Here is a 25,089-nt window from a genome sequence, read left to right on the forward strand (position 1 = left end):
TCCGACCGCACCATCATTATTCGATGTACATCATCGATGTCACAACAAAGCCCAGTTCTCTGGGTTTCGTTGTATCTGGCTTTTAGAAAACAATCCCATTTATTCATTTCATGCTCAGGCTTCCTCAAGCCCCCTATACTAGCCGTTCACTCTCTATCTAGTTTAATTCCCCTACGCCAAACACTGGTAGTCGACATGCCACCATAGGCCCTGTAACGCCCTAGTGGTTCGTTATCTACCTAAGTAATTGGTGATCGAGTAGATAGAATAAGTACAGAGACCAAATAGCGAGATCAAAAAAATCCAGCCGAAGCTGGATTTTTTATTCAACCTAGAAGGTTATCTTATCCTAGTAAACCTAGTGCCGAGTTTGGCGCTTGCTTAGCTTGAGCCAGTACTGAACTCGAAGCTTGAGATAGGATTTGAGACTTAGTCAATGCCGTTGTTTCTTTAGCAAAGTCAGTGTCCTTGATTCGACTCTGAGAAGCATTAACGTTCTCGTTAATGTTATCCAAGTTGTTAATCGCATGGTCAAATCGGTTTTGGAATGCACCAAGTTGAGCACGGTGACTATCAACAAACTTCAATGCTGAATCAACGATGGCAACAGACTCTTGAGCACCCCCCACTGACGTAACATCAATAGTATCAACGGTTACTGCCGTAGGGCCGCCAATTGCTAGTTCACCAGCAAGGCTACCACCGAATGTCACATCACCTTCAACTTTGTTGTTGTCTGCGTACATTTGCAGTTTGCCGTCTTCATCAACAGAAGCCTTGATCATGTCTTGTTGACCATTGATGTAAGTCGCTAGCTGCTCAATATCATCACCGGCTTTCGCATCGATCGCTAAGTTTTGAGCATTACCAAACTTATCTGTCAGTGCGATTGTAAGGTCATTACCACCAGCCTGTACCGACCAGTCTTTATCTTGACCGTTCGCTGCTACGTAGCTGTTACCGCCCATCAATGCGTTATCACTACGCATGTTGTTCAGCGTTAGCATTACCGCTTCACCATTATCAGAACCAATCTGGAATGATTTGGTATCGAATGTTCCGTTTAGAAGCTTGTTACCACCAAATGAAGTTGTTTCCGCAATACGGTTCAACTCATTATTCAACGCACTTACTTCTTCCTGGATAGCGACACGCTCAGATTTCGAGTTCGAGCCGTTAGCTGATTGAAGTGATAGATCACGCATACGTTGTAGAATGTTAGTCGTTTCATTCATTGCACCTTCTGCTGTTTGTGCAATTGAAATACCATCATTCGCGTTGCGTACTGCGACATCTAAGCCTCGGCTTTGAACGTTCAAGCGGTTAGAGATCTGAAGACCTGCCGCATCGTCCTTAGCGCTGTTAATCTTAAAGCCTGATGATAGACGTTCCATTGATGTTTGCTGAGCGCTATTTGCACTATTCAAATAACGTTGAGCTGTCATCGCAGATACGTTTGTATTTACATTAACCGCCATAGTGGTCTCTCCTATTGATTTTCCGGCGAGCGGAAATTTTCTTATCCGAACGGTTTCCGACGTCTCGAAAAACCAATTAGTTCTCTCAAAGTAAACTCTTAGCGACCTTGAAAAGAATTCCTTTAGAAAAAAGAGGAGATAAAATTAAATAAATTGGTAAATAAAGAAATAACAGGAGGTTACCGACATAAACAAAAAAATAAGCTAAAGAAATAGGTAAAGCTGCCGAGTAGAGAGATCCATTGATTAGGTATATAGCAGGCAAGAAAAAGCCCCTTTTCCTTTGAGAGAACCGGGGCTAGTTTGGTTAGCCGGCGTCTTGTGCGGAGATCAAGAGAAATGATCACATACCGACTGACCGGGGCGCATGGTTATCGTAAGAACAACTAAGCAGGGTAAATCTGAGAGAGCTTAACTATCCAATAATAATCACACTTTGCCTTGGAATTTACCTATTACTCACGTCTGTGTAACTAAGGTAAAACTCCAATTACTACTGCAACAACGTTATTGCAGAGTTTGGCAACTGTTTAGCTTGAGCAAGTATCGATGTACCTGCTTGCTGCAATATTTGAGATTTCGTTAACTGTGTTGTTTCTTTCGCGAAATCTGTATCTTTAATTCGACTATTTGATGCTTCAACGTTCTCTTGAATATTCGCCAAGTTGTTGATGCTGTGACTCAATCGGTTTTGTTTCGCACCTAAGTCTGCTCGCTGCGAGTCTACGTATTGCAAGGCTGCATCAACGATGCCGATTGCGTTTTGAGAACCCGTTACGGTCGTAACATCAATATCTTTAACGGTCGTGTATGCACCAGGGCCGCCATTTAAGCCAAGTTCAGTGGCAAGACCACCAGAAATAGCGAGGTCACCTTCAATTTCTGGCTGGGCAATAAAGACCTGAAGCTTACCTTCATCACCAACAGACGCTTGAATGTAGTCGGTTTGACCATTGATATACGTTGCAAGTTCTTCGACGTCATCGCCAACTTTACCTAGGATATCAACCGTGACTAACTCACCATTTTTATCGGTAAATTCGAACTTAAGGTCATTGGCACCTTGTGCAACATCCCAATTTGAATCCTTACCGTTTTCAGAGAAGTACGATTGCCCTCCCATACGGAAGTCATCCGCACGGATACTGGTTAGACCCATGATGATGGCCTCACCAGAGCTCGCACCAATCTGGAATGATGCTTCGCCAAAAGAACCATTCAGTAGTTTACGACCACCAAATGAGGTGGTTTCCGCAATACGGTTCAGCTCATTTTGTAGTGCAACCACTTCTTCATTCAGCGCTTGACGCTCTGATGATGAGTTCGTGCCGTTAGCCGATTGCAGAGAAAGGTCACGAATACGTTGTAGAATACTCGTTGACTCATTCATTGCACCTTCTGCAGTCTGCGCGATAGAGATACCATCGTTCGCATTACGCATAGCGACATCTAAGCCACGTGACTGTGCGGTCAATCGGTTTGAAATTTGAAGACCTGCCGCGTCATCTTTTGCACTGTTGATGCGGTTACCAGAAGACAAACGTTCCATTGACGTATTGAGTTCACCGGTGGCCTTATTTAAATAACGCTGAGCGGTTAACGCTGCTACGTTTGTGTTTACTGTAATGGTCATATTTGCTCTCCTAGTGAGTTCGCAAGTGCTTGCGAAGCGGCCAGCTTAATCTCATTTGGAAGCACTGACCGTAATTGCCTTGCTAAACCTGTATAACTACAAGTCTATTTATCTTTGTTTTCACTGTTACTAAGTTAATACAAGTAATGTGCCAACTTTTTAACCAATTTCCATATCAACGATATAACGACCAAAATCAATAAGTTATGTCAATCAATATTAAAACCATTATCCTATTCATTCATAAGTAATGGCGAAACGAACGGCTATTGCCGCTTGCTTGCCGCTCTAGCAAACTTAACGTTTTCGCGGCACTAAATAACATCCAGAGGCACATACGGCATAGCACGTATGGCAAGTGTAAAAACTAGATGTAATTAAATAGAGTGAGGTCTTTCGTTTTACCAAACGCTTGTTGCGACGCTTGCAGGGCTCGCGAGTTCTCATTGAACTCAATAACCGCTTCGGCGTAATCGAGGTCTTCAAAATTACTCTTGGATTTCGCTAAAGTCAGTTTAAAGTCTTCGTGCTGCTGCTCTTGTAAATCAAGGGTATTCAGCCTTGCCCCCACATCTGTTCGCGCTTTATTCAAATGAATAAATGCCGAATGAAACTCTTCAGTAATCTGATGTAACTTGGCTGTGCTATTGGTGTCTGACACAGAGTTTTCTGACAGATCCATTGCTTTTTGAAAGCTCTCAAATATTGAATACGTTTTACGAGGTTCTAGCGTAATCGTGTCACTCTTGCTTATTTGCCCTTTGACTTGAATTGTCAGGCCTTCATAGCGAATACCCTGAGAAGCATCAAATTCATCGGCTTTAACAACACTGCCATCTTTTTCCAGTTGATACCCAAACTTGCCGTTATCCATGTCAACGAACGTCACTCGATACGTGGAATCATCCGCAGGTTCAATATTGATAGCCCGCTCAAGAAGTAACTCGGAAGCGTCATTCAGGTTGTACTCTGGCTCGTAATGCCCAAATGGATTATCAATCTCCATGAACAGCTTACTGCCCGGATCGTTGATAGGCATATCTAAAGTATTCGATACCTTCATTTTACGTTGGTAGTCGTCACCCGAATAAGTCACCGTTCCATCGTTATCACGAAAGAAAGGCTGGTTCTTTGGTTTCGTACCCGCAAAGATGTAGTTACCCGATTCGTCTTGCACATTCACCAGGTTCAAAAAGTTATTCGCTAGCTCTTGTATCTCACGTTTTTTCGCGTGTCTGTCTTCTGACGATAACGAGCCATTGATCATTTCCATTACGGTTCGTTTGGTCTCATCGGCAAAGCTTTCTGCGTTTGAGATGATGACCTCATGGTGCTCAAGTCTGTTTCGTACCAGTACAATGGCATCAACATACTGTCTAAGTTGTTCCGACTGTTGACCAACGTTTTGGATATAGTGTGTCGCAAGTGGATTATCACTCGCTTTCATCAACTTCTTACCAGAAGCCAACTGCGCTTGGTTATGGTGGATTTTGGTCTCTTGTCGGCGCAAATCATTCTGCACTGACTGATAGTTATGGAAGCTTGAAATTCGATTTAACATTTATCTGCCTCCCTATCGCAATGCCAAAATGGTGTTAAAGGTGTCGTTCGCCGTTTGCATGATGCGAGATGAAGCCATATAGGCGTGTTGAAATTTCATCATATTCGCGGCTTCTTCATCGAGGTTAACCCCGGAGATAGACGCAATTCTTTCTTGAGCACCTTGCTTTTCAAGGTTGGCTACGTCCGCTAGGCGAGACGCTGTAGACATCTGCAATCCAACATCCGTATTGAGGTTATGGTAGATGTCCAAAACGGTCGATTCATTGTCATTCAGTTTCTTATCGGTTTGGATATTTTGCATTTTGAGTAAGTTGCCGTTATCACCTTCGGAGGGGACAAGGTTTGCCGTAAACTTGTCGTTGGCAATGGCGCCTTTACTCAAACTGAATATCGTTCCTTGCACCTCTACTGGGCCAGTAGGCGGATATGGCATGGGTTCAACAAGGATTTTTCCGTTGGTATCTGTGACTGCAAACTGATCACCTTTAGGGGCAACAACGACTTCAAACTCCTTCACATCCCCTACTTGCAAAATCTTAAACTTGGCAGAGCCTTGAGCAAATGAAGTTGACGCCTTAAAGCTTTGAGCGGCAATGGCTGTTGGATCATTCGTTGCCATTTGAATGTCTGCCGCACCGCTTCGAGTAGGACGAATGAGCACTCGCTCACCCGCTTCCAAATTCTGCTTGATATCGATTCGAACACCATCGATATACAAAGAGTTATCTTGCATCGGCACGCCAACTCGTTCACCCGATGGGCGTGTGACAAAGTACTCGCTTCCGTTATATTGCAGCGAATATTCTCCACCTTTAAGTTGGCTTGTATCTTCTATAAATACGGCGAGATCAGCTTTAGAGTTAGACGACTGAACCACCCTATTCTTGGTTAAGCGCTCTTCATTGACATCCGTAAAGATCAAACCACCAACATTCCCACGTAGATCCAAACCTTGAGATTGAAGTTTGTTGACCTCATAAGAGAACGCCGTCGACATTCTACCCAGCTCATCCATCAGATAGGGAATATGCTTATCGCGCATCTCTAAAAGCGCACCCAGTTTTCCATCGATATCTTTTGAGGTGATCGCCTTGATGCCCTTACCTTCAACAATCGCTAATCGACGTTGATGCACATCTGGGTAACCATCCACCATTTTCAGTTGGCTCGCTTCGGTACCCGACACCAACGTATGGCCGTTACCGATATGAATATTGAACCCTTCACCATGCTTACGTGCAGTGACAGTCACTTTTGTATATTCAGATAGCTCTGAGACCAGTTTTTCATGCTGATCCATCAAATCATTGTGCGGCCCTGGTGTGCGCATCATGAGTCGCTGAGTATCACGCAACTCAAGCGCCAGTTGATTAATTCGCTCTAAGCCAAGATCGAGCTTTTTATTCGATACGTTCGATTGCAGTCGAATCGTCTCGTGGAAATCATTGAGGTTGTTACTGATGAGCCCTGCTTTCTCAAGCACCACCTTTCGGGAGCCGACATCATTTGGGCTATCCGCAAGTGTTTTAACAGAGTCATACCATTCATTCAGGTTTTCTGGGATTTTCTTAGAGGCAACGGAAGAAAGCATGCTTGATAGCATATCGAGGTTTTCTTCCGTATCGGCTTTGAACGCTTGATTGGTGGTCGCCACGTTTAATTCGTTGACGGCAAATTGGTCCCAAGAGCGGCGAACTTTTTCCACATGAACGCCCATACCGTAGGTTTCACCGCCATATTGTCGAGGCGAATTCGTACCTTGGATAATAGACTGTCGGCTATAACCATCTGTATTGGCATTTGAAATGTTATGCCCGGTGGTATTAAGTTGTCTCTGAGCAGTAAGAACACTTTGTGTCCCTAAATTCAGAAGATCCGACGCCATGCAGCCCCCAAAATGGAATATAAAAACCGGTAAAGACCGATACACTCTTTTAGTAAAAGCAATATATATGCCAAAAATGAGACAAGAGGAAAGTGAGAATAAAAAAAGGCTTACGTTGTGTAAGCCTCTGTTCTTATAGGAACTATTTAGATAGGAGTACAGCCTGATTACATGTTATCGATGCGCTCTTTCACACTCAAAATCTTATCTGCGTAACGAGGATCCGTTGCGTAACCAGCTTGATGGATACCACGAATGAACTCTTCGGAGCTCCCCGTCTGTTTCAACGCAGTATTGTAGCGTGGGTTTTGATTTAGGAATCGAACATAGTCATTAAAACTATCTTGATAGCTGTCATACGAGCGGAAAGCCGCCTGCTCTTTCACTGGTACACCTTCGTGGTACTCGAGCGTTTGAGTCGCTACTTTATCACCCTGCCAGCTTCGATCCGCCTTAATGTTAAATAGGTTGTTACTGCTGCCGCGTGAGTTCTGAGTCACTTTCTGTCCCCACCCCGTTTCAAGGGCTGCCTGAGCAAGAAGCAATGAAGAGTCGACACCCAGCGCTTTGGCCGCTTGTTCAGCGTATGGTTTCATTGAAGCGACAAAGCTTTCCGGGGATTCAAATGATGTTGGCTGCGCTTCTTTCACAGAACCTGAAGCCAAAGTCGGTGATGCTTCTCGAAGTTCACGATTACGTTGAACCCTATCCATGATTTCTTCAAAGTTGCCGTCTTTTGCCGCTGCACTGCTGTTCTCAATGGAACCTGTGCTCAACTGGGCAACAATCATATCGGCTAAGCCCAAAGAGCCGGAAGCACTAAGCTCACTCGACATTTGATCATCCAGCATTTGACGATAAAACTGCTGATTTTGACTGTCCATTAAACCGGATTCAAAGCTTGTATTCGCCTCCCTCATGGATTTGAACAGCATCGATGTAAATATCGCTTCAAATTGTTTCGCTGCGGCAGTCAACGCGGCTTTATCATCCGCTTCATCGCCACTCACCGCTTTCTGACGAAGCTTATCTAAGCCTGCAATGTCATGAATAAATCCGATGTCGTTACCATTATTAATCATGCTGAGCCCCTAAATAATGATCAACTGGCCTTCAATGGCACCAGCTTGCTTAAGCGCTTGCAAAATGGCCATTAAATCAGATGGAGCAGCGCCTACCTGGTTAACCGCACGGACTAAGTCATCAAGCGTTAAACCAGGTTCAAACTTAAACATTTTTCCCTGCTCTTCTTCCACTTCAATTTCGGTATCGGGCACCACGACAGTCTGTCCACCACCAAACGCATTCGGTTGACTGACATTAAGATTCTCTTTGATAGCGACCGTCATGCCGCCATGAGTCACCGCCGCAGGCTTTAGACGTACATGCTTACCGACAACAATGGTTCCCGTTCTTGAGTTCACAATGATTTTTGCTGAACCATCAGCGGGATTAAACTCAATATTTTCTACAGCAGAGAGAAAGGCAACACGCTGACCAACATCTCTCGGCGCTCTCACTCGAACAGACGTCGCATCAACAGCAGACGCCATCTGTGGGCCAAGGAAATTGTTGACAGCATCCGCCATACGTTGAGCGGTAGTAAAGTCTGACTCTAGCAGGTTGAAAGTAATGTAATCCCCGCGACTGAATGGCGTTGGAATTTCACGTTCTACGATTGCCCCACTTGAAATCATACCTGCGGTTGGGTTATTACCCACAATTTTTGAACCGTCTGCACCGCTCGCACTAAAACCACTGACCACAAGGTTACCTTGTGCAACCGCGTAGACTTGACCATCGAGACCTTTCAGGAACGTCTGCATCAATGTGCCGCCTCGAAGGCTTTTGGCTGAACCAATCGAAGAGACCGTTACATCAACCGTTTGTCCTTGTTTAGTAAATGCGGGCATTTCAGCCGTCACGATCACCGCGGCAACGTTCTTAGTTTTTGGCTTAGTGCCCGGCGGCAATTGAATGCCAAAGCTTTGCAACATGGCATTGAAACTTTGATCGGTAAACGGGGTGGATTCACCTGTTCCCGGTAGCCCTGTTACCAAACCATAGCCAACCAACTGGTTACTACGTACACCGGCAATTTGAGATACGTCTTTGATGCGTGCAGCTTGTGCGCTGGTTGCAATCAGTGTCATGCTGATGAGTAACAGAGAGAACATCTTCATTTGAAAACCCTTAATCCTTGTAAACGCTAACGACCTATTTCGATTTTCCTTTGTCTGCTTGAGTATCAATCTACAGCGCTTCTATCGAATAGCATTTAGCCAAAAAATCGACTTTTACATCTAATTACAAAGATACATTAAAGAATCGTGCCAAGAATCCAGGTTCTTGCATATCTTGGTTCGTTCCAGTGCCAGAATACTGAATTCGTGCATTAGAAATTCGATTTGACGCTATCGTATTATCGAAGTCGATGTCGTCAGGGCGAATAGTGCCACTTAGGCGAATGTATTCATCACCCGTATTCAGTGTTAGCCATTTTTCTCCACGAATGATGAGGTTACCGTTCGCCAAGACTTCAATCACTTCAACCGTAATGGAACCAGAAAGGCTGTTACTTTGATTCGCCTCTGCGCTTCCGCTGAATTTATTATCGTTGCTCAGGTTATATGAAAAATCATAGTCGCCAATCGTTAAGGCTTGTCCACCCACTTCAAGTGGATCCATGCTGGCGTCGTTGTTTTTCGCTAAGTCAGCATCCGAGCTTTTTGCCGCCTTGGTCTGTTCATCTAAAGTGACGGTAATGATGTCGCCAATACCACGAGGCTTGGAGTCGTCATATAGACTACTGATTTTGTTCAAGTTAAACAGTGACCCCGTTTCAGCAGCATAATGTTCAGGCGCCTGTTTTGGGTGTATTGGCGCCCAAGCAGGATCACCGGCAAGCGGATCGTTTCTGCCACGTAGGGTATCGATAATCCCAGAGCTTTCATCCGCTGCTTTGTCACCTTCTACCGCATCTACCGTTGTCGTACCTTGTACAACGTCTGGCGTCTCTACGGGTGGATCCATCATGGCGCAGCCACTCATGAATAAAACAGTCAAAACGGTCAGTATACGAATCATGCCAATAACCTCATCTTTCACTTTCAGGGACTACAATTGTTGGTTAACAAAGCTCATCATTTTATCTACCGCAGAAATCACCTTAGAGTTCATCTCGTAGACACGCTGCGCTTCGATCATGTTCACCAGCTCTTCCGTGACATTCACGTTTGATGTTTCAAGCATCGACTGCCTGACAGCACCAAAGCCATCTAATCCAGGCACGCCTTCTTGCGGGTCACCACTTGCACCGGTTGGCAAATAGAGGTTTTGACCAATAGGCTCAAGGCCACCCGGGTTAATAAAGTCAACGGTTGTAATCTGCCCCAGTACTTGGTTGTCCTGCTGGCCACGAACGTTAACCGACACCTCGCCATCTGTACCCACAGTGATACTAATCGCGTCTTCAGGAATAATGATCTCTGGCTCAAGTGTGTAACCAGCACCTGATGTCACAATGGCACCTTCATCATTGACGGTGAATTGACCATTACGCGTATAACCGATGTTGCCGTCTGGCATGAGGATTTGGAAAAAACCGTCCCCTTCAACCATCATATCGAGACTGTTTGTTGTAGTTTGGGTGTTCCCTTGTGTATGGACCTTTTGGGTTGCCACAACCTTGGAGCCCGCACCAAGCATCAAACCACTCGGTAACTCTGTGTTTTGAGAAGATTGCCCGCCTGGTTGATTGATGTTCTGATAAAACAGATCTTCAAATACCGCGCGGCTTTTTTTGTAACCTACCGTTGATGCGTTTGCTAAGTTATTCGATATGGTTGAGATATTGGTTTGTTGGGCATCTAATCCCGTTTTACTGACCCATAATGCCGGATGCATAACAGTCTCCTTAAATTCTTATTAGCTCATACGAAGCAGAGAGTCGGACGATTTATCCATTTCTTCCGCTGTGCTCATCATCTTTACTTGCATTTCAAATTGTCTTTGCAAGTCAATCAGGCTTGTCATCTCGCCGACAGCATTGACATTACTGCCTTCAACAGCCCCAGTGAGCAGCTTTACATTGGCATCTGCTTCATATGCCGCATTGGGCTCTTTCGAACGAAAAAGACCATTAATATCTTTGAACAGTGATCGGTTATTGGTTTGGGTGAGTTTAATTCGGTCAACGATTTCCATGGCATCGGCGGGTGCGCCCTGCGGAACAACAGAGATAGTGCCATCATTGCCAATTTCAACTTTACTGATAGGAATTGGAAGTGTGATAGGAGCACCAAATTCGCCCAAGACCAAGTGGCCAGAGGAATTCGTAAGTAATCCATTTTGGTCGATCTTCAAGTTACCGTTACGGGTTAAACCTTCTTTACCCGTTTTATCCATCACAGATATCCAGCCATCACCTTGTATGGTGACATCGAGATCACGCCCTGTCGTGACGACACTGCCTTGTGCAAAGCTTTGCCCTGGACGCTCTGTCATACTGAAAACACGAGTCGGTAGCCCTTCGCCATACGCTTGCATTGAACGTGCTTGTGCGAGATCTGCACGAAAGCCAGTTGTGCTCACGTTTGCTAAGTTGTTTGACCGTAGTTGCAACGCTTGCATGTTTTGCTTTGCGCCGCTCATCGCGAGGTAAAGAGTGCGATCCATAATGTGCTCCAATAACCAATGTTCAATTAGTTAAAAGCAATAGGCGTGCCAAGTTTTTAGTTGTTATAAATCAATAAGATAGGATGAGCATTAATATGGAGGGAGAAATTCTGCCGATCCTTGCCACTTGGGAATGGCAATAATACCAAACCAACGTTGCCGCTGGTTTGGTATTTCAGATCATTGCGTAAACGAAAATGTTAACGAATCTGAAGAATATTTTGCTGTAGTTGGCTGTGAACTTCTAACGCACGTGAGTTTGCTTGGAAGTTACGTTGCGCTGATATCAAGTCGACAAGCTCCTGCGTCATATCAATATTGGATTGCTCTAGAGCACCGTTATTGATTGAGCCAAATGAGCCTTTACTTGATTCGCCCCAGATCTTATCGCCAGAGAACTGTGTTGAATCCCATTGAGTGCCGCCTTTCTTATCTAGGCCTTGCTCATTAGAAACACGGACCATTGCGACACGACCTAACGTCACATTTTGACCATTCGAATAAGTACCTAAAACACTGCCGTATTCGTCAAAATCAATCTTGGTTAAGAAGCCCGTTGTTGCACCATCCTGATGGGTCTTAGTTATCTCAAATGGAGCGGCAAACTGAGTTGCGCCATTTAAGTTAAACGATAAGATTTGTGTACCATCAGCACCGTTAAGGTCAACACCCGCAGTATCAAAAGAGTCTGTAACAATAGGGTTACCGCCATTCAAGCTAGCAAGCGTGCCATCATTATTAAACTTCATGGTGTGTCCAATGTGTCCCGTTGGAGAGGCAGCATCACCACCCGCAACATTCAACATTTTCTCACCCGCAGAATCCGTCACACTGTAGTATTTATTCCACGTATTGGGTTGCGTCATATCTTTCAAGTAGTAAGTTGATAGCTTGTAAGATTGACCCATCGAGTCATAAATCGTCGTAGACGTTGATCGGTTGTAGGTTTCCGGATCGGTGTGATCGAATAGTGCCGGATCTTTTAGGTCGCCATTCGCTGGCAGGTTAGCACCAACTTCAATCGCACTGGTTTGCTTAGGCTTACCAAATTCAGCCGGAATATCTAATGGCTCAGGCTCGTAAGAAAGAACATCGCCTGTGTCTTTGTTTACCGCATAGCCAAGTAGGTACTGGTCGTTCGCATTAACAATGTAATTGTCTTTGTTTAAGTGAAACGCACCATTACGAGTTAGCTCATTTTGCTGAGGTATCATTCTATCTTTTGATACGGCAAAGAAGCCTGTCCCCGAAACACGCAAATCCAATGGGTTATTCGTATAAATACTCGACCCTTCATGAAACTGCTGAGCAACCTTATTGGCCTGAACACCTTTACCTGGCGTGGTTTTAGCGTTCGTAAAGATTGAGGTTGAATAAACATCACCGAACTCTGCACGAGATTCTTTAAAACCAAACGTGTTCGCGTTGGCAATGTTATTACTGGTTGTGTTCAAATCTAATTGAGAAGCGGATAAACCGCTTAATGATACATATGACATTCCAATATCTCCTATCTAGCTAGCGTATTAACTCTAAAGCGAGCTATGCTTTGCCAACTTCTAGTACTTCAGCAAGTCGAACTGGCGATTCAAAACCAGCTAGATTGAGCAGTACGTTACCATCACCTTTACCGAGAAGTACGCTATTCACGTTCGCATAAGTTGATACTTCAAACTCGCGATTCTCGCCATCAAGCAATCCAGATGCTCTCACATTGTATTTGCCTGCCGGCAATGGGTTACCGTTATCGTCTTTACCGTCCCATTCCACTTTGCTGTCACCTGCTGGTTTTGAGCCCACTTCAAACGTGCGAAGTAGTTGCCCAGCTTCATTCTCAATTCGAACAAATAGATTGTCTAAAGATTGAGGAAGTTTAACCATTGCAGACATGGCAGCGCCGTCAGCTTTCACCCCAGCAGCTCCTGGTACCAATACATCTCGGCCGACCAAAGAGGATGCCTGTAGGGCTTGGTTAGATGTCATCGATGAGTTCAAACTCTCAAACTGAGTGTTCATCTTCCCGATACCATCAACGGTTGCAAATGAAGCCATTTGCGCAATCATCTGGTCATTACTGACCGGCTTAAAAGGGTCTTGTTGAGCAAGTTGTTTCGTGAGAAGTGATAAGAAGTCTTCTTGTTTAAGATCCTGCTTACCCGTTGTATCCTCAGTCTTCTTTTGATCTTGAAGAGATTTAAGCTGATCAACATAGGACAAGCCGCTTTGACCAACGTTATTTATTCCAGCCATTCGCTACCTCCTTATCCTTATTGACCCATCTGCAGCGTACGCAGCAGCATTTGTTTACTGGCATCTGCCACTTGAACGTTCGTTTGGTATGAACGAGAAGCAGAAATCATGTTCGCCATTTCTTCCATCACATTAACGTTAGGTTTGTAGATGTACCCTTCGTCATTTGCGAGTGGATGATCAGGGTTGTATTCCGCATCAAGCGGTTTATCACTTTCTACAATACCCATCACTTTCACCGGCACGGTATGATCACGGTTATAACGTGCCTTACTTAACTCAGCACCGAACACTGCATGACGCGCTTTATAGGTATCTTTCGCTGAGCTAGAGATACTGTCCGCATTAGCAAGGTTACTAGAGGTGGTATTTAGACGAACGGACTCAGCGCTCATGGCAGAACCTGTCACATTGAATACGTTAAATAAGCTCATCTAGTTGCTCCCCTTAATTGCTTTCGTTAAGTTCTTGAATTTACTTCCTAAGAAGTCAAGTGACGCTTGGTGTCTGATTTGGTTCTGCATAAACAAATTACGCTCCAGATCCACATCTACCGTATTGCCATCACCCGTGTCAGGTTGTGTAGGAATGCGATATAAGCTTTCCCCTGTCACCTTTGTTGAGGCAGAGATATGCCGACTATCAGTACGACTAAGACCAATACTTGCCCCCGACGTTGCCGCCTGCAGTGCTTTATTGAAATCCATGCCCTTTGATTTAAACCCAGGTGTGTTCGCTTGTGCAATATTGGTGGAAATCACCTCAGCATTGCGCTCACGTACGCCAACCGTGTGTTGGTGAATACCTAAAGCATTGTCAAAAGAAATAGCCATAATTGCCTCAACTCAAAGAACTGACTGTTACTACTTAGATAAAAGCAATTTGCATACCAACTTTTAAGTCGCTTATACAATTTACCCAAATCCATTTTCAGTGTTGCAATAAATAGACCGCTTAATGTGTATCGGCATTAATTGGTCATGTTTCGACTTGGAATGTCTATCTTAAAATATAACACAAGAAGAGAACTCTCAGGTAAAGGCAAGAAAGGGGAAAGAACTTGGTCAGCGATTAGAGACAAAAAAGCCCAATCGAGGATTGGGCTTTCACTTTATTCATGAAGGGCAATATGACTTACTTCAGTTTATAAATGATACCAGGGTTACAGCGCACCATTTCGAATCGGTCCGTCAAACCAGTCAAAGACTCCGAAGCACCTAAAAGAAGATACCCTCCCGGATTCAAGCTATTCGCCATTTGGTTCAATACTTGCGACTTCATCTCAGGAGAGAAATAAATCAGTACATTTCGACAGAAAATGATATCGAACTTGCCAATAAGAGCGTAGCTTTCCATGAGGTTTTGTGGACGAAAGTTAACGAGACGTTTCACATTGTCTTTCACTTTCATACGACCATCACCCGCATCTTCAAAGAACGTGCGGCGACGCTCAGGAGATAAACCACGGCCTAACGCTAGATTATCGTAAACACCAGCACGACACATATCCAACATAGTGGCAGAAATATCGGTTGCCGTTATTGAAACGTTTGGCAGCATCCCCGGTTTTCGTTGCTGTGTTTCCAAAATGGTCATGGCCATTGAGTATGGCTCTTGCCCTGACGAGCTGGCCGCCGACCAAATTTTGATTGGTCGCTTGTTCGCTGCTATCTCAGGCAACAACTTATCTGATAAAACTGAAAATGGATAAGTATCCCTAAACCACAAGGTTTCATTTGTTGTCATGGCATCGACAGCGGCAACACGAAGTTCTCTATTTCTTCCAGAAACGACATCTCGCAGCAAATCAGATAATGAGCCCACTTTAAATTTAGTGACTAAAGGGCTAAGGCGGCTTCTCACTAAGTACTGCTTGCTATCGCCTAGAACAATACCACATTGAGACTCCAAAAAGCGGCTGAAATCACGATACTCTTGATCGCTTATTGTTATCGCTGTCATTAATATCTCTTTATTTTGTTAGTGCAGTTTTCACCGCATTGCCCAACTCATCTGGGTTAAATTTAGCGATAAATGAATTTGCCCCTACCCGCTCTACCATCGCTTGGTTAAATACCCCACTCAATGAAGAGTGCAAAATAACATACAAATCTTTGAGGTCAGGGTTGCGGCGAACTTCAGCCGTTAGGGTATAACCATCCATTTCTGGCATTTCGATGTCGGAAATAACTAACGAGATTTGGTCGTAAATACTTCCTTCTGCAGCCATTTCGACAAGCTTATCATACGCTTCTTTACCGTCTTTAACGGCAATAGCTTCAAAACCAATAGAGACTATCGCTCTTTCAACTTGCTTACGTGCAACGGTCGAGTCATCGGCGATTAGGATTCGGCGAACAATCTCTTTTTCAGTCTCCGCTTGAGCTATTTCTTGCCCAATGGATTCATCCATCTGTTCATCGACTGGCGCGATTTCTGCAAGGATTTTCTCTACATCGAGAATTTCAACCAGTTCGTTGTCAATATTGGTCACAGCAGTCAAGTAATTCGCTTTACCAGCTCCGTCCGGTGGCGGCAGAATCGATTCCCAGTGCATATTAATAATGCGCTCAACCGAGCTAACAAGAAAGCCTTGAATTGTGCGGTTGAATTCAGAGATGACAACGAAGCATTTCTCGACATCCGTCGTTGGTCGGCCACCAATAGCCAGACTTAAATCGATAACAGAGATAGTTTGGCCACGAATATGAGCAACCCCTTTAACAAGTGGGTTTAGATTTGGCATTGAAGTAAGTTTAGGACACTGAAGGACCTCTTTTACTTTGAATACGTTAATACCATAACGTTGACGTCCCATTAGTCTGAACGTCAGTAGTTCCAATCGGTTTTGACCGACAAGTTGTGTACGCTGATTCACCGAATCAAGAATACCGGTCATAAGCTCATCTCCATATCAAACTTTTGTACCAAAAAGTGTTAGTCTACAGCAGGCTATGTCAAACCAGAGAAAGAGAATGATATATTCTAAATCACATAGGTATTTCGTTACCATAACTAAGTGTAGAGCTTTCTATAAGTTTTATTACAAGTCTATCGGCTTTTTATTGGTTTTATTTAGTTTTTTTGCTCATTCAGCCACAAATGAACAGATTGAGATCATACAACAAAGCGCTGAGAATTATATACTTAATCACGTCGAGCAACCGCCCGGTGGTCAATTACAAGTTAAAGCGGCTAATGTTGATTCTCGCGTTTTCGCAACAGATTGCCCAACGCCACTTGTCGCATCTTCTACATCTTTGAATTCTAAATCCAGCAACATCACCGTGTTAGTTGAGTGCCCTCAAGACAACTGGAGACTTTACGTTCCCGTCAGGTTAACCACACTGGGCCCACAAGTGACACTTGCCCTACCGCTTAATCGAGGTCAAATAATCACGGTTAATGATGTAACTATTAGTATGGTAGACCTTCACCGATTTCGTCGGCAAGGTTTTTCCTCATTAAATATGGTGGTTGGCGCAAAAGTAAAAAGAAATCTAAATGTTGGAAGTGTTATTCAAGATCGAGATATTTGTGTGGTATGTCGAAATGAAACGGTGACGATAAAAGCCGTCCAAGAAGGGATGACGATCACAACAAGGGGAACCGCATTGACCGATGGGGCCGCTGGTGATCAGATTAGGGTGAAAAATACGAAATCCAACCGTATAATTGAAGGAAGAGTAACCGGAATTGGTGAAGTTACCGTTCAGTTTTAATCACCATTGAATGTTTTTCACTTTTTTAGACCCAAATGACTAAAGAAATCTTGGCAATAGTCGATAGTGACTGTACAGGTTCTTATTTAAAAAAAAGGCTAACACATGGCAGGAATAGATAACATACGAAGCGGGCAAACGATGACCTCATCAACGCGCAGCGCTAGTCGTACTGAATCTAACGCATCAAATAGGACAGAGTCCCCCGAAAAATCAACGGGCTCTCGACAAGATGCTGTTTCTCTAAGTCAACAAGGCAAAGAGATTGGTGAAATGCATAATCAAATGGCAACCCAACCGAGCTTCGACTCAGCAAAAGTAGCGGCAATCAAAGAAGCAATTGCGAACGGTTCTTATACTGTCGACTCAGAGAAGCTGGCAGACAACATGATAAAGTTTGAGAAAGAGCTCGGCGGTCTGTAGAAAGTTCAGTTTATTAACACTGATCCTACTGACGATTTAACAGAGGTTCATTGGAAGAGAGAGATAGATGGCAGCACTCGCGAGTTTGGTCGAATTCCAACTAAAAAATGCAAATGATCTGTCGGCGTTACTGGCTTCAGAAAAGGTAGCGATAACTCAGCGTATCTCAACTGACATAGAACGATTTGCCAACGAAAAAGTCACCTTGATAGATCAGTTACAGCAAACCGATCAAAGAATTAGTACCCATCCAGATGTTTCTAGCCTTACAGAGGATGGGTCTTTAAAGCAGATGGTTAGCGATATCCGCTCAATCATCCATGACTGTCAAGAAGCGAACTTGGTCAATGGTGACGCTCTGCAACGAGCTCAATTAAGTTACAACAAGCTTAATAATATGATGCAACAAAGCCACGGAAAAATAGGCATGACCTATAACGCCGGAGGACAAACCCATACGTTATCAACGCTGGGGACAAATATTAAAGCGTAGCTCCCGCCTCTCGTTCATTAGATGCAATCCCTCCCCCAATTAAAAAGAAAGCCGTCTTTGTATCACTCCGAACTTTATAAAAGCACTCAAATACTACTCAATCTGTAATGCTGCCAAGCAATTGTTGGTACTAGTTGTATGGTTACTTCAGCGAATTTTTTAACAAACAATAAAAGCGGCAATATGAATTGCCGCTTCTATTTGCTGATGCATCTGAAAATCATTCTGGAGAAAAATGAGTTTCACCATTGGTCTAATCTATAAGACGTAAGATCTAAAAGAGTGTTTGCTGCCTTTTTTCCGGCACCTGTTGTACTTCGCCGTAACTTCTAAGCTGATTCATTTTTTCGATATCAAGCCTTAGCTCCGTGACATAACTGTCACCCACTTTATAGCTTCGAACCACTTCAGCACCACGAATGACACCATCGACCGCGCCAGAGGTACGTTCAGTGCCTAAGCGTTGATCCTTAAGATCAGCGCGACCACTGACTCGCATGCCATAAACCTGCTCAGCGAGTTCACGATAAGCATCAATCTTAGAAGCGCGCATGGCTCTGACTTGTTTCTCTTCGACATTGACGCCTTTCTGTTCGCCAATGCTGGCATAGCCAACAGCGGTTAACCAAGAATCATCGCGCATACTTTGCAAAGGCTGACAACCAACCATCAGCAATGCCGTCATTAATAATATCCATTTGCTCATCATCAGCTCCTAAGGTCTTAGAATGACAGTGTAAGGCTGAGTCATTGTTGGATCTGAACGAATCAATACACCTTCTTCAGTTCGCATTGAGTTCAACGTATCCAAATCACGCCCGATGCGATCGGCAGGTAAGAAACCTTGCGCCGTTGCCACAACCACTCTTGATTGCATACCGACAACGCGAGCGTTAACCAATACTCCGCCTTCTTGGCGTAGCATAGTGCCTGTCAGGATGTATTGAATCTCTTGCTCTTGCGCAAGGTCTTTCCAATCACGACTGAACGCAAAATCACCCTGTTGGGTTACTTGAATTGCACCCGTCGTCTTAAAATCGACCACTTTAAACCCGCGACGCTGAAACTGGTGAATAAATCCTTCAGAAACAGAATTGCCTAACCAGTTCGTCGCATCCATATTTTGTAAGTCTACAAAAGAGGTCACGGCAATCGGGGTTCGCGCAGAGACGCTGGTATTCGAAATCACCAGGTCATCCGTCATGCTTTCAACGAAAAAGTCCATCGTATGACGAGGGCTCTCCATCAGCATAAACTGAGAACCTGAATAGGGTTCTTTACCGTTATAAATTGGGGCATAGGCACAAGCGGTTAAAAACAGCACTGGCACTAGCAATATCCATTTTTTCATTCTCTTAATCTCCAGATATACTAAGGCGTTCAAACATTCTCTCTTATGCTTAGTGAATTCCGTCAGTAATACTTTCTTCATTTGCATAATGTGGAACATTCCTTGCTTTTCTTACTCTGCTACGAAAAAGAAAGGCAACACCTAAATCAGCTAGTAAATAAAAAGCAATATTTATACCGAAACGGCGAATTATAATGAAAAAAAATCTAATTTTAATATTTTCAATGCTTTACTCTTTGATTTATACCACCCATCTCCAAGCCGCGTGGTACGAAGTGACAGGAGTCGCGACAGTCGTTTCCTCAGAAGAGGTGGCAAGAGTTCATGCCTTAGAAGACGCCATTTTTAAGGCGGTAAGCTTTTCAGGGGCTGATATTGGTAGCATTAGTAACCTCAGATCTTTCTTAGAGAGCAATAAGAAGGAGTACCAGTTTACTAACCATGAAGTGCGCTATGTATTGATTGAAGAGCAACGAGTTCGAAAAGATGTCATGTTTGTTCGCGCTCGCATTGATATCTACCCATCGGCAACAGGTTGCCATGTCAGCCAATATAAAAAGACCTTTTTGATCGGCAACATTGATCTTGCCGCCCCACAACAAGCGGTCATGGGTAAAATTTATCGAGTCGGTGATGATTTTGCACACGTGATTAACCGTCAGCTTGACGTTGAATCTTCCAGCTTTGTATCCGTTGGCACGACCGACTTTGAGATAAGTAAGCGCTTTCCAGAGCGTCTAAAGATGATCGCTCAAGATACCGGTGCCCAATATATTCTGGGGGGCGTGATCACCGATCTCACCGCAACGATAGACAGCAAACTGCTTCGCGATGATGTGATCAACAGGCAATTTGCACTTGAGATGCAGGTTTTTGACGGTAAAACGGGCCATGAGGTCTATACACGAAATTATCGTGAGGTTGCAAAATGGCCATTTGCGAAAACCAGTCAGATAGATACGAAGAGTGCCAGGTTTTGGGCATCGACGTATGGAGAGATGATGCTTCGTGTTAGCCGCAATATAATGCTGGATCTTGAGTCTGAAGTGTCCTGTAAAATTAGCTTACCTGAAGTCGTCGCGCGTTTTGGTGATCAAGTCACGATCGATTTAGGTCGTATACACGGTGTCCAGGAAGGCGATAGATTACAACTTTGGCATACAGGATCGTTCATCGATCAAAATGGTCTCCCAAGAAACAAAGTCTCTCAAAGTGACATTACACTAACAGTATCTCGTGTTTACGAAAATGAAGCGGAACTAAAAATTGACCAGCAAGAATTGGCGGGCAGCATTCAAGTAGGCGATGTTATGCACAAAATGCTTTAGCACCAGACCTGATTGAATGAATGACTTTGCCACTATCTCACGTTATTGACGGGTGTTGTTCGTTCTCATCAGTTAACTCGTAGAACCAAGCACTATAGAGAGTCCTATACAAAACAAAGCCTTAGTAGCTCACGTTACTAAGGCTTTTTTATTCCTTGTAAAATCCTCACACTGCTCTGATTTTAGCAACTATGATTGAAGTAGACTTATTGACAATTCACTAACATATTTCCTGCTCAGAAACTAATGGCATTACTACTTAAGCAATAATGAAGAAAAGTAACCTAATTACGAATACAGGCCATCGATTCATATCCAAGGCCAAGACAGCGTACAAAATTCATATCCATACACCCGACGATTCCGTTCTCCATCGCTCGGTAGGTTATGTGCGTTTGGGGGAAAAGAATGGCCTCAAGAAAGCAATCAAACTTCGTAATGAGATTGGCAGTGAGATGTGGGGAAAATTTTGGCGAAGACTGCTTAAAGACCCCTACTTGATGACTCGATTACCGCACTCTGTAGAGCCGAAGATAATCTACAAACCGCGACCAACACGTGATGAACCGAATAAAAAAGATGAGTGTTATATTGCCGCTTGGCGTACTTACGACAAAGACGGAAAGCTACTTTACAAAAGTGTTGTATGCTCCATCAGTAAACATGGACGACTCGGTGCGTATACAAAAACCAAGAAAGCGCTGCTAGAGGCGAACAAAGACAATCTTGAGATCTTGGAATTTATGGGCCGCTTGAACAGTATCGACTTGAAATAATCTAGCCCATTAAGTTCATCCATAAAAAAACCGCAATCGTTAATGACTGCGGTTTTTTACAATGATGAATCAGCTAAAGCTTATTGAGCATTCGCTTCTCGTTCAGCAATGAACTCAAGAGCCATTTTGATACGAGCGATTACGCGCTCTTTACCCACAAGCTCCATCACGGCATCAACAGAAGGAGACTGACCACCACCTGTTACTGCTACGCGAAGTGGCATACCGATTTTACCCATACCAATCTCAAGCTCTTCACACACTGCTGCAATCACACCGTCTTTGATGTTTGCTGTAGTGAACTCTTCAAGTGCTTCAACCTTAGCAAGAGCAAGCTCTAGTGGGGCTTTCGCCACACCACGTAGGTGCTTCTTCGCAGCGCCAGCTTCAAACTCAGAGAAGTCTTCGTAGAAGTAACGAGATTGCTCCGCCAACTCAATCAGCGTGTTACAACGCTCACCGACTAGTTTAATCACTTCAGTGATAGCTGGGCCATTTGCTGTATCGATCTTCTGTTCGTCTAAGTGCCATTGCAGGTATTCAGCTACGTACTCTGGTGCTGATGTTTTGATGTAGTGGTTGTTCAACCAAAGAAGCTTTTCCGTGTTGAATGCAGAAGCAGACTTGCTGATCGCGTCTAGAGCAAACAAGTTAATCATCTCTTCTTGAGAGAAGATCTCTTGGTCACCGTGAGACCAGCCTAAACGCACTAGGTAGTTGTTTAGTGCGTTTGGCAAGTAACCTTCGTCGCGGTATTGCATGACAGAAACAGCACCGTGACGCTTAGATAGCTTCGCGCCGTCATCACCAAGAATCATTGCACAGTGAGCGAAAGTTGGAACTGGCGCGCCTAGTGCTTCGTAGATGTTGATTTGACGAGGTGTATTGTTGATGTGGTCTTCACCACGAACAACGTGTGTAATACCCATGTCCCAGTCATCCACTACCACAACGAAGTTGTACGTTGGAGCACCGTCGGTACGACGAATGATTAAGTCATCAAGTTGACTGTTTGCGATTTCGATACGACCACGAATTTGGTCATCAAATACCACGCTGCCTTCTTTCGGGTTACGGAAACGGATAACGCACGCATCACCTTCTTGCGCCGCTTCATTCGCCGCTACAATTTTAGGGTGGTTCGCATCGTAACGCGCCATCTCTTTATTTGCTTCTTGCTCTGCACGAATCTCATCAAGCAGATCTTTAGGCGCATAACATTTGAATGCTTTGTCTTCAGCAAGTAGCTTATCAACCATTTCGTTATAACGGTCAAAACGCTTAGATTGGAAGTAAGGACCTTCATCCCATTCCATTCCCATCCATTTCATGCCTTCTAGGATCGCATCAACCGCTTCTTGAGAGTTACGCTCTAAGTCCGTGTCTTCGATACGTAGAACGAATTCACCGCCTTGGTTTTTAGCGAATAGCCAAGAGTAAAGTGCTGTACGTGCACCACCAACGTGAAGATAGCCTGTAGGGCTAGGAGCAAAACGAGTTTTAACCGTCATTTAAATACCTTGAATGTCTTGATGACTAACCAGCCTAATGACGTTTTGGAGCGCTCATTAGTGCTAAAATTTGCGCGTTATTTTAGCACTGATCAGCAATACTACAATCGGAATGATCGTTAAATTAACCATCATTCCAATCAAGGATCAGTTATTCAGGTTTTTGACCGCCCAAGATACGAACTCTTGACGCTGTTCCGGTGTCATATCCAAGAAGCCCGCTTGCAGGGAACTTGCGGTGGAACCGATCTCTGGTTGAGCACTTGAACCGACAGTTTTTGGTTGGGAAGCTTTCCCTGTCGCAGCATTGTAATCCGCGACTTCTCTTTCGTAATCTCTAAATCCCTGTAAACCGGATTTGTTGAGTTGAACGAGGTCATGCTTAACTTCTGCTCCACTCGCATCAACAAAGCTAACCTTCGGCGCTCGTTCGAATCGCTGAGCATCTTCTATCGTTCTCATTGATTGGTATGACATAGAAAGTGCTTGGCTGTCATCTACACTGAAGGTAACTAAAAAAGGCTGAGAATCGAATTTTCTTCGTTTACCATCTTCAAACACGATTTGCCCTATGGTTAAGGCTAACTGGTGCTCTCCAGCGTCGAGTTTCAACGTATTTGGACCAAGCATATCTTGGTTGGTTAGCGGCTGCCCATTCAGTACTCGAGGCATCATTTCAGCTTGCAAAATCAGAGAACTATTTGCTTGAACAGCCGTTGACAGCATCACAGATGCCAGTGAAATTGAGCAAAGTGTTTTTAATGACATTTCAAATTCCTTTAGGAGCAAGTAAAGGGTATGTGTCTCCACATACCCTTGCGTCTATCGCGTTAAATCTAACATACTCTAAAATTAGAAGTAGTATTCAACACCAACAGAAAGCTCATTGTAGTCGCCAGACTTACCGCGATTCACATCACCGTCGCTGTTTGGTCCGTCAGTGAACGAAGCACCGTCACCGAAGTCTAGAGTACGAGCACGAACATAAAGAACAGCTGATGGGTCTACGAAGTACATTACTTGTGCTGAAATTACGTCATCACCCGTGTTTTCAATGGTTTGACCATTACGGTCTAAGTCAAAGTTCGCTGCGTAGCCAAGTTTGTACTGCCAATCACCCGTGTTGTACATCAAGCCAGCAGACATAGCATTTTGTTTCTCTTTCACGCCACTATTTGATGAAGCTTCCATCATTTTATACTGAGCGAAGAATGCAATGCCATTGTCAAACCAGCCCTGCATACCTACTAAATATGTGTCGTTTTCCCAAGTCGCACTTTCGTATGCGATGTTGCGGTTGCCTTCATAAGCGGCATCGAACTGAATTGGACCTAATACATAGTGAGCGGCAATACCACCCCAGTAGTCATCCCCTTCACCTAAACCAGCTTTGTCACCAGCACCACCAGCCACATCTAGAGAGAATGCGTCTGCGTATGTTGGGCTGTCCCAACGAATCGTATTCGACTGACGATCTTGATACTTAGCACCACCGATAGCACCACCCCAATCGTAAACATCACCCAAACCAGGGTTTGAAGCAGGCCAGTCAACCAGTTCGTACATAGGTGTTAGTACACGACCTAAACGTACTTTACCCATTGAATCGCTTTCAAAACCAACGAACGTGTCACGCTCACCAAGGCCTGCACCTTCACCACCAAAGCTAGGGTCTACGTAACCACCTTCAATTTGCCAAAGGAATGTAGGGCCAAAGTTAGCGAAGTCTTTTGTACCACGGAAACCAATGCGAGACTCATTATTAAGCTGCATGCCACTTAGGTTATTATTGGTATCGCTATCACCAGTGTCATAGTCACGGTAAGCCGCTTGCATTGCGACAATGCCGTACACTTCATAAGCAAATGAATCTTGCGTCAGATATTCTTTCGCGGCATCGCTGTTCGCACCGTCAGCAAAAGCTGCACCGCTTAACATCATGGTAGAAACCGCTGCAGCGATTAGAGATTTATTAAATACATTTTTCATTGTTATTAAC

At 44.2% G+C, this 25,089-nt stretch carries 25 protein-coding genes; 5 read left to right on the top strand and 20 right to left on the bottom strand.

Features of this window, described 5'->3' with window-relative positions:
* Window positions 1-344: 344 nt before the first annotated feature.
* The 15 genes from BCU12_RS04780 to BCU12_RS04855 all read right to left on the bottom strand — a co-directional run bounded on the left by BCU12_RS04780 (window position 345) and on the right by BCU12_RS04855 (window position 16,385).
* Entirely contained in the window at window positions 345-1,478 is a 1,134-nt protein-coding gene (locus BCU12_RS04780) for a flagellin (protein WP_102403223.1), read from the bottom strand.
* Between the two features lie 493 nt (window positions 1,479-1,971).
* The gene (locus tag BCU12_RS04790) at window positions 1,972-3,111 is read right to left on the bottom strand and encodes a flagellin (RefSeq protein WP_102403224.1); all 1,140 of its coding nucleotides are present in this window, start codon (window positions 3,109-3,111) and stop codon (window positions 1,972-1,974) included.
* A gap of 367 nt (window positions 3,112-3,478) precedes the next feature.
* Window positions 3,479-4,672: a flagellar hook-associated protein FlgL gene (gene flgL / locus BCU12_RS04795; RefSeq protein ID WP_102403225.1), complete on the bottom strand. Its 1,194-nt coding sequence runs from the start codon at window positions 4,670-4,672 to the stop codon at window positions 3,479-3,481.
* 12 nt (window positions 4,673-4,684) lie between these two features.
* The gene (gene flgK / locus BCU12_RS04800; RefSeq protein ID WP_102403226.1) at window positions 4,685-6,559 is read right to left on the bottom strand and encodes a flagellar hook-associated protein FlgK; all 1,875 of its coding nucleotides are present in this window, start codon (window positions 6,557-6,559) and stop codon (window positions 4,685-4,687) included.
* Between the two features lie 167 nt (window positions 6,560-6,726).
* Window positions 6,727-7,641, bottom strand: a complete 915-nt coding sequence (gene flgJ / locus BCU12_RS04805) for a flagellar assembly peptidoglycan hydrolase FlgJ (RefSeq protein ID WP_102403227.1) — start codon at window positions 7,639-7,641, stop codon at window positions 6,727-6,729.
* 9 nt (window positions 7,642-7,650) lie between these two features.
* Window positions 7,651-8,742 carry a flagellar basal body P-ring protein FlgI gene (locus BCU12_RS04810; protein WP_102403228.1) on the bottom strand — a complete coding sequence of 364 codons (1,092 nt, stop codon included), beginning with the start codon at window positions 8,740-8,742 and terminating at the stop codon, window positions 7,651-7,653.
* 124 nt (window positions 8,743-8,866) lie between these two features.
* Window positions 8,867-9,646: a flagellar basal body L-ring protein FlgH gene (flgH, locus tag BCU12_RS04815; RefSeq protein WP_102403245.1), complete on the bottom strand. Its 780-nt coding sequence runs from the start codon at window positions 9,644-9,646 to the stop codon at window positions 8,867-8,869.
* 30 nt (window positions 9,647-9,676) lie between these two features.
* Window positions 9,677-10,465 carry a flagellar basal-body rod protein FlgG gene (flgG, locus tag BCU12_RS04820; protein ID WP_102403229.1) on the bottom strand — a complete coding sequence of 263 codons (789 nt, stop codon included), beginning with the start codon at window positions 10,463-10,465 and terminating at the stop codon, window positions 9,677-9,679.
* A gap of 21 nt (window positions 10,466-10,486) precedes the next feature.
* Entirely contained in the window at window positions 10,487-11,236 is a 750-nt protein-coding gene (locus tag BCU12_RS04825; RefSeq protein ID WP_102403230.1) for a flagellar basal body rod protein FlgF, read from the bottom strand.
* A 200-nt stretch (window positions 11,237-11,436) separates the two neighbouring features.
* Window positions 11,437-12,735: a flagellar hook protein FlgE gene (gene flgE, locus BCU12_RS04830; RefSeq protein ID WP_102403231.1), complete on the bottom strand. Its 1,299-nt coding sequence runs from the start codon at window positions 12,733-12,735 to the stop codon at window positions 11,437-11,439.
* Between the two features lie 43 nt (window positions 12,736-12,778).
* Window positions 12,779-13,486, bottom strand: coding sequence for a flagellar hook assembly protein FlgD (gene flgD / locus BCU12_RS04835; protein WP_102403232.1), 708 nt, complete (start codon window positions 13,484-13,486; stop codon window positions 12,779-12,781).
* Between the two features lie 17 nt (window positions 13,487-13,503).
* Entirely contained in the window at window positions 13,504-13,920 is a 417-nt protein-coding gene (flgC, locus tag BCU12_RS04840; RefSeq protein ID WP_102403233.1) for a flagellar basal body rod protein FlgC, read from the bottom strand.
* Complete coding sequence (gene flgB, locus BCU12_RS04845; protein WP_102403234.1) at window positions 13,921-14,319, bottom strand: flagellar basal body rod protein FlgB; 399 nt, start codon at window positions 14,317-14,319, stop codon at window positions 13,921-13,923. It lies immediately after the preceding gene.
* 301 nt (window positions 14,320-14,620) lie between these two features.
* Window positions 14,621-15,448, bottom strand: coding sequence for a protein-glutamate O-methyltransferase (locus BCU12_RS04850; RefSeq protein ID WP_102403235.1), 828 nt, complete (start codon window positions 15,446-15,448; stop codon window positions 14,621-14,623).
* A 10-nt stretch (window positions 15,449-15,458) separates the two neighbouring features.
* The gene (locus BCU12_RS04855) at window positions 15,459-16,385 is read right to left on the bottom strand and encodes a chemotaxis protein CheV (protein ID WP_102403236.1); all 927 of its coding nucleotides are present in this window, start codon (window positions 16,383-16,385) and stop codon (window positions 15,459-15,461) included.
* 76 nt (window positions 16,386-16,461) lie between these two features.
* On the opposite strand from BCU12_RS04855, the gene flgA reads away from it, so the two are divergent.
* The 3 genes from flgA to flgN all read left to right on the top strand — a co-directional run bounded on the left by flgA (window position 16,462) and on the right by flgN (window position 18,124).
* Window positions 16,462-17,208 carry a flagellar basal body P-ring formation chaperone FlgA gene (flgA, locus tag BCU12_RS04860; RefSeq protein WP_102403237.1) on the top strand — a complete coding sequence of 249 codons (747 nt, stop codon included), beginning with the start codon at window positions 16,462-16,464 and terminating at the stop codon, window positions 17,206-17,208.
* 105 nt (window positions 17,209-17,313) lie between these two features.
* Window positions 17,314-17,631: a flagellar biosynthesis anti-sigma factor FlgM gene (flgM, locus tag BCU12_RS04865; protein ID WP_102403238.1), complete on the top strand. Its 318-nt coding sequence runs from the start codon at window positions 17,314-17,316 to the stop codon at window positions 17,629-17,631.
* A 67-nt stretch (window positions 17,632-17,698) separates the two neighbouring features.
* Window positions 17,699-18,124, top strand: a complete 426-nt coding sequence (flgN, locus tag BCU12_RS04870; RefSeq protein WP_102403239.1) for a flagellar export chaperone FlgN — start codon at window positions 17,699-17,701, stop codon at window positions 18,122-18,124.
* Window positions 18,125-18,398: 274 nt separating this feature from the next.
* Here flgN and flgP read toward each other — a convergent pair whose 3' ends face one another.
* Together flgP and BCU12_RS04880 are read right to left on the bottom strand one after the other, a co-directional pair.
* On the bottom strand, window positions 18,399-18,830 hold the full coding sequence (flgP, locus tag BCU12_RS04875) for a flagellar assembly lipoprotein FlgP (RefSeq protein ID WP_102403240.1): 432 nt from the start codon (window positions 18,828-18,830) through the stop codon (window positions 18,399-18,401).
* A gap of 9 nt (window positions 18,831-18,839) precedes the next feature.
* Window positions 18,840-19,475: a FlgO family outer membrane protein gene (locus BCU12_RS04880; RefSeq protein WP_102403246.1), complete on the bottom strand. Its 636-nt coding sequence runs from the start codon at window positions 19,473-19,475 to the stop codon at window positions 18,840-18,842.
* 194 nt (window positions 19,476-19,669) lie between these two features.
* Between BCU12_RS04880 and BCU12_RS04885 the strand changes: the two genes are divergently transcribed.
* Both BCU12_RS04885 and BCU12_RS04890 read left to right on the top strand, forming a co-directional pair.
* The gene (locus tag BCU12_RS04885) at window positions 19,670-20,803 is read left to right on the top strand and encodes a flagellar assembly protein FlgT (RefSeq protein ID WP_102403241.1); all 1,134 of its coding nucleotides are present in this window, start codon (window positions 19,670-19,672) and stop codon (window positions 20,801-20,803) included.
* Window positions 20,804-21,072: 269 nt separating this feature from the next.
* On the top strand, window positions 21,073-21,579 hold the full coding sequence (locus tag BCU12_RS04890) for a Fe3+-citrate ABC transporter substrate-binding protein (protein ID WP_102403242.1): 507 nt from the start codon (window positions 21,073-21,075) through the stop codon (window positions 21,577-21,579).
* Between the two features lie 80 nt (window positions 21,580-21,659).
* On the opposite strand, the gene gltX is transcribed toward BCU12_RS04890, so the two are convergent.
* The 3 genes from gltX to chiP form a co-directional block, all read right to left on the bottom strand.
* Window positions 21,660-23,090: a glutamate--tRNA ligase gene (gltX, locus tag BCU12_RS04895; RefSeq protein ID WP_102403243.1), complete on the bottom strand. Its 1,431-nt coding sequence runs from the start codon at window positions 23,088-23,090 to the stop codon at window positions 21,660-21,662.
* A gap of 147 nt (window positions 23,091-23,237) precedes the next feature.
* Window positions 23,238-23,858 carry a DUF2057 domain-containing protein gene (locus tag BCU12_RS04900; RefSeq protein ID WP_241909749.1) on the bottom strand — a complete coding sequence of 207 codons (621 nt, stop codon included), beginning with the start codon at window positions 23,856-23,858 and terminating at the stop codon, window positions 23,238-23,240.
* Between the two features lie 84 nt (window positions 23,859-23,942).
* Window positions 23,943-25,079 (bottom strand): chitoporin, encoded by a 1,137-nt coding sequence (gene chiP, locus BCU12_RS04905; protein ID WP_102403244.1) that lies wholly within the window; start codon window positions 25,077-25,079, stop codon window positions 23,943-23,945.
* Between the last annotated feature and the right edge of the window lie 10 nt (window positions 25,080-25,089).

Source organism: Vibrio sp. 10N.261.55.A7 (assembly GCF_002877365.1).
In the GTDB taxonomy this organism is placed as follows: domain Bacteria; phylum Pseudomonadota; class Gammaproteobacteria; order Enterobacterales; family Vibrionaceae; genus Vibrio.